The 6,583-nt window shown below is 64.6% G+C and carries 7 protein-coding genes; 2 read left to right on the top strand and 5 right to left on the bottom strand.

Annotated elements, in window-relative coordinates; genetic code table 11:
• The coding region (hemN, locus tag AC04L7_RS10285) for an oxygen-independent coproporphyrinogen III oxidase (protein ID WP_475512945.1) at positions 1 to 1,279 on the top strand (1,279 nt) is incomplete at its 5' end.
• A gap of 9 nt (positions 1,280 to 1,288) precedes the next feature.
• Here the strand turns inward: hemN and AC04L7_RS10280 are convergent.
• The 3 genes from AC04L7_RS10280 to AC04L7_RS10270 all read right to left on the bottom strand — a co-directional run bounded on the left by AC04L7_RS10280 (position 1,289) and on the right by AC04L7_RS10270 (position 2,888).
• The gene (locus AC04L7_RS10280; RefSeq protein ID WP_435998496.1) at positions 1,289 to 1,420 is read right to left on the bottom strand and encodes a hypothetical protein; all 132 of its coding nucleotides are present in this window, start codon (positions 1,418 to 1,420) and stop codon (positions 1,289 to 1,291) included.
• 431 nt (positions 1,421 to 1,851) lie between these two features.
• The gene (locus AC04L7_RS10275) at positions 1,852 to 2,613 is read right to left on the bottom strand and encodes an SseB family protein (RefSeq protein ID WP_162109351.1); all 762 of its coding nucleotides are present in this window, start codon (positions 2,611 to 2,613) and stop codon (positions 1,852 to 1,854) included.
• A gap of 2 nt (positions 2,614 to 2,615) precedes the next feature.
• Positions 2,616 to 2,888: a BPSL0761 family protein gene (locus AC04L7_RS10270; protein ID WP_046933515.1), complete on the bottom strand. Its 273-nt coding sequence runs from the start codon at positions 2,886 to 2,888 to the stop codon at positions 2,616 to 2,618.
• Positions 2,889 to 3,111: 223 nt separating this feature from the next.
• Here AC04L7_RS10270 and AC04L7_RS10265 point away from each other — a divergent pair, with 223 nt between their 5' ends.
• The gene (locus AC04L7_RS10265) at positions 3,112 to 3,756 is read left to right on the top strand and encodes a DsbA family protein (RefSeq protein ID WP_327482783.1); all 645 of its coding nucleotides are present in this window, start codon (positions 3,112 to 3,114) and stop codon (positions 3,754 to 3,756) included.
• Here the strand turns inward: AC04L7_RS10265 and AC04L7_RS10260 are convergent.
• On the bottom strand, positions 3,659 to 4,213 hold the full coding sequence (locus AC04L7_RS10260; protein WP_327482782.1) for a hypothetical protein: 555 nt from the start codon (positions 4,211 to 4,213) through the stop codon (positions 3,659 to 3,661). The two genes, AC04L7_RS10265 and AC04L7_RS10260, sit on opposite strands and share 98 nt — an antisense overlap.
• A 42-nt stretch (positions 4,214 to 4,255) precedes the next feature.
• On the bottom strand, positions 4,256 to 6,583 hold a 2,328-nt coding region (locus AC04L7_RS10255), incomplete at its 5' end, for a heavy metal translocating P-type ATPase (protein ID WP_475512944.1).

The raw sequence follows: 6,583 nt of genomic DNA, 5'->3' as shown, positions 1-6,583 counted from the left end.
GCGCGCACATGCGGCGTCGACCAATGGCCTCGAGCACGCGCGCCCCCTGTCGCTCTACGTGCATGTCCCGTTCTGCACCAGTCCCTGCTTCTACTGCGGGTGCAATCGGGTCATCACGCGCGACAAGGCGCGTGGCGAGCTCTACCTCGACTATCTATACCGCGAGATCGCGCGGATGGCCCCGTTGTTCGACAGCGGCCGCCCCGTCGTGCAGCTGCATTTCGGTGGCGGTACGCCGAATTTCCTGACGCCGGCGCAGATCGCCGATTGCGTGGCCGAACTGCGCAGCCAGTTCACGTTCGCCGATCCGGCGACCATGGATTTCTCGATCGAACTGGATCCGCGCTTCGTCACGCCCGCCGACATCGCCGAGCTGGCCGCCGTGGGCTTCACGCGGGCGAGCCTGGGGGTGCAGGACTTCGACCCGGGCGTGCAGAAGGCGGTGAACCGATTGCAGGGCGTGGAAGAGACGCTCTCCATCGTGGCGGCATGCCGCGAACACGGCATGCGGTCGGTCAACATCGACCTGATCTATGGCCTGCCGAAGCAGACGCGCGACGGTTTCGCGAGGACGCTTGAGATCGTGCTCGACGCCAGGCCCGACCGTATCGCCGTCTACAGCTATGCGCACCTGCCGCAGCTGTTCAAGCCGCAACAGCGCATCGCGGACGCCGACCTGCCCGATCGCGAGATCAAGCTCGCCTTGCTCCAGGGGGCGATCGAGCGGTTGGTGGCGGCGGGCTACGTCTACATCGGCATGGACCAYTTCGCSCTGCCSGACGATGAGCTGGCACGTGCGCAGGCGCGCGGCGACCTGCATCGCAACTTCATGGGCTATACCACGCATGCCGAGAGCGACCTGATCGGGCTCGGCGTGAGCGCCATCAGCCATATCGGCGACAGCTTCAGCCAGAATCCCCGCGACATCGCCAGTTGGGAACGCGCCATCGACGACGGACGCATGCCGGTCTGGCGCGGCATGCCGCTGGATCGCGACGACGTGTTGCGGGCGGAGGTCATCCAGGAACTGATGTGCCATGGCCGACTGGACTACGCGCGCATCGGACGGCGCTACGACATCGTGTTCACCGACTACTTCGCCGATGCGCTGTCGCGGCTGGCGCCGCTGGCAGACGACGGCCTGCTGACGTTCACGCGGGTCGGCATCCAGGCCACGCCCAAGGGTCGCCTGCTGCTGCGGGTGATCGCGATGTGCTTCGACCGCTACCTGCCAGCCGCACCGTCGCCGGACACGCCACGGTTCTCGCGCACGATCTGAGACCCTCCTTCACCGGCACGCCTGGTTGACACGGTCGTCGAGCTTGCGGCTTGTAGCGAAATCGCGCTTCAGGCCAAGTCGCGCGTACGCCTGGTCGCGGGCGTGCTTGGCCCGTTCGCAGGCGACGGCATCGCGATGCATCGAGATCACCGCCCCCTGCGCGGCTGAACTTGAGGGTCGGCAGGGATTCGTGAGAAAAACAGCCGAATCGGCTCTAACACCATGATTCAACGAGGAAACACCCCTCGACGTCAGGCAGTGCGTGGATTACAGACTTAGGCTTGATCGAACCAGAAGCCGCGTGACCCAGGCATTTCTGAAGTGCTGCTTAGGCACGCGTGCCCTTCTTGAATATTGGATTCAAGAGTTTCCACGCTCCTGACCCAACGGAAACCCTCAAGAAGGCTCCGACCATCGCCTGATCCATTGCAGTAGTTCCTCGTGCGGGATCGTACGTCCAGCGTCGACGTCGGCGATACCTTCGCGGGTCCGCCGATCCTTCTCCTCCTCGGTCAATTCCGGAAGGAGTGCTAGCAGTTTGTCTTCAGGGCTCATAGGCCGATGAGCTGCGCTCAAGTTGGCTTGATTCTCGTGAACATGGGCACGATCTGGGGATCATCCAGGCCCGCCGGCAAAGGCTGCGATACGTCGTGGACCGCCAAGTCGATGATGACGTCCAAATCTGAGCATAAGGGCTGTATGGCGGTGGTCACCAGACGAGCCGCCCGCTCGGCGAAAGCCAGGTCGACCACCAGCCAGATCAACAGACCGGGAGGCTGTTCGACGCCCCCCGACGAGTGAGTTTCCAGGAGATACGCCGACGAGACGAAGTCGGCGTGTTCAAGGCTGCCGCTGATGGCCGGAGCGAGCCAAGCCGGTGCGGCTTGGGCAGGTCTCACCGCGAACTCCGCCGGCTCCAGCCGTTCCACCCTGGCCAGAAAGCCCGTATCCAACAATGCCGCAACCTCTTCCGGGTAGAGGACAACGCCGTCGTCGTTGGGATTGAGCATCAACGTAGCGCCGCGAGTACCGGTTAGCAGCTCACGGCCTGGAACTCCCAGAATTCTGACAGCAGCCGAACTGGCCGCCTGCGCCTTGTCGAGCGAGGTAAAGAAGGGGATCGCATCGAAACCGTCAGGATGGCGGAACTGGACCAGCCGCAGTGTCCGCGCGTCATCCGAGACGGGCGCATGCACGTACACGATCGCATCCATCAGTCGCTTGAAGAATGCGCGTTCCTCGGCTGCGCTGTCGCGGGCCCGTTCAAAGGAAGCCTCCAGCGCTGCCTCTGCGGACGTAGTCCCTCTTGCACGCGGCCTGCTCGGTTGCTTCATAGTCAGATGCGATGAGGGCCAAGCGGGTATCCGGAGAACCAATCCGCCTCGATCTCGCTGCTCAGGTAGGGTCGTACGAAGGCCGACTGGGTCAGCGCTCGCAGCCGCTCTTCGTGCTCAGCAATCGCCTCGATGTCGCTGACGGTTGGATAGTGCCGCAGCAGTCGATATGCCTCTTGCCGCACCTCTTTGGGCACGGCTTGGCTGGCCGCTAGCTGCCGGAGGAACGCGCCCGCCTGCAACACATTGCGGGTGCGCTCAGATGGCGTCGTCATGACATCAAGAATGGCTGGAACTAAGGAATGCTTAGCTTATCGCGTCTGTGGCCGGCTAGCGCACGGTGCAACTACAGACCTTGCGATTTCCAAATTAATCCGGTATAATCAATAACTTACTTCGCATAACGTCGCTTATGTAAAGCCGCGTGCGGCCGGTACCCTTGCTTGATTCCGCACGCTGTTTTTACTGGCACCCGCCGGTGCACCGCCCCTGGGGCCGGTGACCGCGACGGTCACGATCGTGGAATTCTTCGACCCGACCTGCGAGTCCTGCCGTGCGATGTATCCCCACGTGAAGCAACTGCTGGCCGCCCGTCCCAAGGACGTGCGTCTGGTGATCCGCTATGTGCCCTTCCATGGACAGGTCTCCAAGGAAGCGATTGGTGTGCTGGAAGCGGCCCGGAAACAGAAGAAGTTCGAGCCGGTGCTGGAGACCTTGATGCAAAACCAGCCTGTGTGGGCCAGCCATGGCGCGCCGGATCCGAAGAAGGTGTGGGAGTTTGCCGTCGCCGCAGGCTTGGACCGTGCGAGTGCACAGCGCGATCTGGCGACCGGGGCGGTCGAGACCCTGATCAAACGCGAAGTGGCCGCCGTGGAAGCGGCCGACATTCGCGGCACGCCAGCGATCTTCGTCAACGGCAAGCTGCTATCCGAACTGGGCCCCCAGCAACTGAGCGCGCTTATCACCAGCGAACTCCAACACACCCGGAAGAAACCAGAATCGCCCGCCGCCTGGCGCCTAGAGGCAGCGTCCCACGCGATTAGCATCAGGGCGCCGGTGGTTGCGCCGATCCGGACGTGGCGCCGGCCTGCGCCAGTGGCCACAGTCCCCACCATGCCAAGGGGGCCAGGATCACCACGCTGAGCATGCCCGGGAAGTAGTGGTAAGGCTGTGCCAGAAAAAGCGGCAATACGAAGTGGGCCAGCTCCGACAGCCCCATCGACGCGAAGAACGTCCAGGCCAGATAGCGACCGAAATCCCTGCTCTGCCCGGCCAACCAAGGAATCAGCAGCCAGGGAAGGAAGCCGGTCGCCAGCATCAGCAGCACGGCAGGATCGGTGCTTTGGGGGATGGCCGTGCCGCTGATCTGGGCCAGAACATCAAAAAATTGGGCGTAACGCTCCTCGGGTTTGTGCAACAACACGAACGCCGCCAGCGTCAGCCAGTAGGGCGCACGAAAGCGGCGGTAGACGATCGGGCCGCGCACGCTGAGCCACAGCACCAGACCGCCGACATAGCCGACGGCGAAAATGCTCGCCGCCAAGCCACCCAGTGCGAGGTAGCCACTTGCCACTGCCAGTACGCTCAGCGTCACCGCCATAGCTAGCGTGCTTGCCTGAGGTCTGGTGGGAGTGTCCACGCTTCATCCCTTGTCTTTGTAGGCCAGCAGACGCAGTGCGTTGAAGACCACCAACAATGTGGAGCCCTCATGCACGGCTACCGCCGGACCGATGCCGAGCCCGAAAATCGTGGCCGGCACCAGGAAGGCGACGATGCCGAGGCTGACGAAGACGTTCTGCCGGATGATGCCGCGCGTGTGACGACTCAGGCCCACGGCGAATGGCAGGTGCTTCAGGTCATCGGCCATCAACGCCACATCTGCCGTTTCCAGGGCCACGTCCGAGCCGGCCGCGCCCATGGCGATGCCGACGGTGGCATTGGCCATCGCAGGCGCATCGTTGACGCCGTCRCCAACCATGGCGACCTTGTCCTGATCGCGCAGCTTGCGGATCGCCTCGACCTTGTCTTCGGGCATCAGGTCGCCCCATGCCTCGTCCAGGCCGACCTCCTTGGCCACGGCCTGGGCCACCTTCTGGTGATCGCCGGAGATCATGATCATGCGCTCGATGCCCATGGCCTTCAGGCGCACCAGCGCCTGCTTGGCCGCCTCGCGTGGCGTGTCCATCAAGCCGATCGCGCCGAGCTCCCGATCGCCCAACCGCACGACCATGGTCGTCCTGCCCTGCTCGCGCAACGCGGCGATGGCCGCTGCCGCGGCGGCGCCCAGGGCGGGAACCTCGTCCGCGCCGAACATCTCGGCCTTGCCGATCCATACCGGCTGATCGCCCAGACGGGCTTTGACGCCGCGGCCGATCAGGTTTTCCAAGGCCGAGGCCGTTGGCAACTTGCCCGTATCCAATCGACTGCGACCATCTCGCGCGATCGCGGCGGCCAACGGATGATCACTCAGCGACTCCACCGCGACCGCTACCTGCAGCAGCTCGGTCTCCGACGCCCCGTCCACCGGCACCACATCGGTGATGCGCGGGCGCCCTTCGGTCAGGGTGCCGGTCTTGTCGAAGGCCATCGCCTTCAACGACCCCAGATCCTCCAGCGGCGCGCCGCCCTTGRTGAGCACGCCCCCACGCGCCGCGCGGGCGATACCGGACAGGACCGCGCTCGGGGTGGCGATGGCCAACGCGCACGGACTGGCGGCCACCAGCACGGCCATGGCGCGATAGAAGCTGTCGCGGAACGGCTCATCCACCACCACCCAAGCAAACAGCAGCAGGAACGCCAGCGCCAGTACCGCGGGTACGAAAATCCGCTCGAAGCGATCGGTGAAGCGCTGGGTGGCCGACTTGCGTGTCTCGGCCTCGCTCACCATCTTCACCACGCGCGCCAGCGCGGAGTCCTCGGCGCGCTTGGTCACTTCCACTTCGATCGCACCGGCCCCATTGATGGTGCCTGCGAAGACCCGACTGGCCGCATCGACACTGTCGGGCCGGCTCYGTGCCTGTGCGGGATCCTCCACAGGCCGCTTGTCCACCGGGATGGACTCGCCGGTCACCGGTGCTTGGTTGATGCTGGAGTTGCCCTTCAGCAAGAATCCATCGGCCGGCAGGCGCTCGTTGGGACGCACCAGTACCCGATCACCGAGCTGCAGGTCACCGACCGGAATCTCGGTGGTGGACTCGCCGCGGATGACGATCGCCGTATCCGGCGCGAGCTCGGCCAGCGCTTCGATGGCGCGCTTGGCGCGTCCCATCGCGTAGTGCTCCAGCGCGTGACCCAAGCTGAAAAGAAACAGCAGCAACGCACCTTCGGCCCAAGAGCCCAGCGCGGCGGCGCCGGCGGCGGCGACCAGCATCAAGGTGTCGATTTCAAAGCGCTTGAGCTTGAGGTTGTCGTAGGCCTCGCGCAGCGTGTACGCACCGCCAAAGACGTACGCACCGATGTAGCAGGCTGTGGGGAACCATCCCGGCAATGAGGCGGCGAACTTCTCGATCAGAAAGCCCACCAGCAGCAACGCACCACAGGTCAGGGCGAAGATCAGCTCGGTGTTGGGGCCGAGCAGGCCGCCGGTGTGGTCGTGGTCGTGCTTCTCCTCGCCGTGTTCCCCCCCCTTGCCGTCATGCGCATGACCGGCGTGATCGTCGTGCTGGGACGGCTTGCCCGTCACCACGCGGGTAACGCCCATGCGCTTGAGAGAGGCCTCCAACCCGCCCTCGTCGATCTTCTCGCGCTCGAACTCCAGGTACACCGTGCCGGCCGAGCTGGCGCGGGCTTCCAGCACGCCGAACACCGAGCTCATCTGTTCGGCCACAGTGCGGGCGCGTCGCTCATGCCCGATGCCGGTGACCGTCCAGGTGAGGTGACCGAAGCTTTCGGTGACGCGTGCGCCCGCGGCCTGGGCCAGCTCGCGAATGCGGGCCAGCGACATCAACTGCGGATCGAAGTGCACGCAGAG

This window comes from Pseudoxanthomonas sp. LjRoot204_2, assembly GCF_056175765.1.
This window is presented reverse-complemented; position numbering and strand designations above follow the sequence as displayed.

Bases quoted from the DNA above. Each gene is read 5' to 3' on its own strand.
- AC04L7_RS10280 (WP_435998496.1), bottom strand. From the start codon at position 1,420: ATGCATCGCGATGCCGTCGCCTGCGAACGGGCCAAGCACGCCCGCGAC.
- AC04L7_RS10275 (WP_162109351.1), bottom strand. From the start codon at position 2,613: ATGAAGCAACCGAGCAGGCCGCGTGCAAGAGGGACTACGTCCGCAGAG.
- AC04L7_RS10270 (WP_046933515.1), bottom strand. From the start codon at position 2,888: ATGACGACGCCATCTGAGCGCACCCGCAATGTGTTGCAGGCGGGCGCG.
- AC04L7_RS10260 (WP_327482782.1), bottom strand. From the start codon at position 4,213: ATGGCGGTGACGCTGAGCGTACTGGCAGTGGCAAGTGGCTACCTCGCA.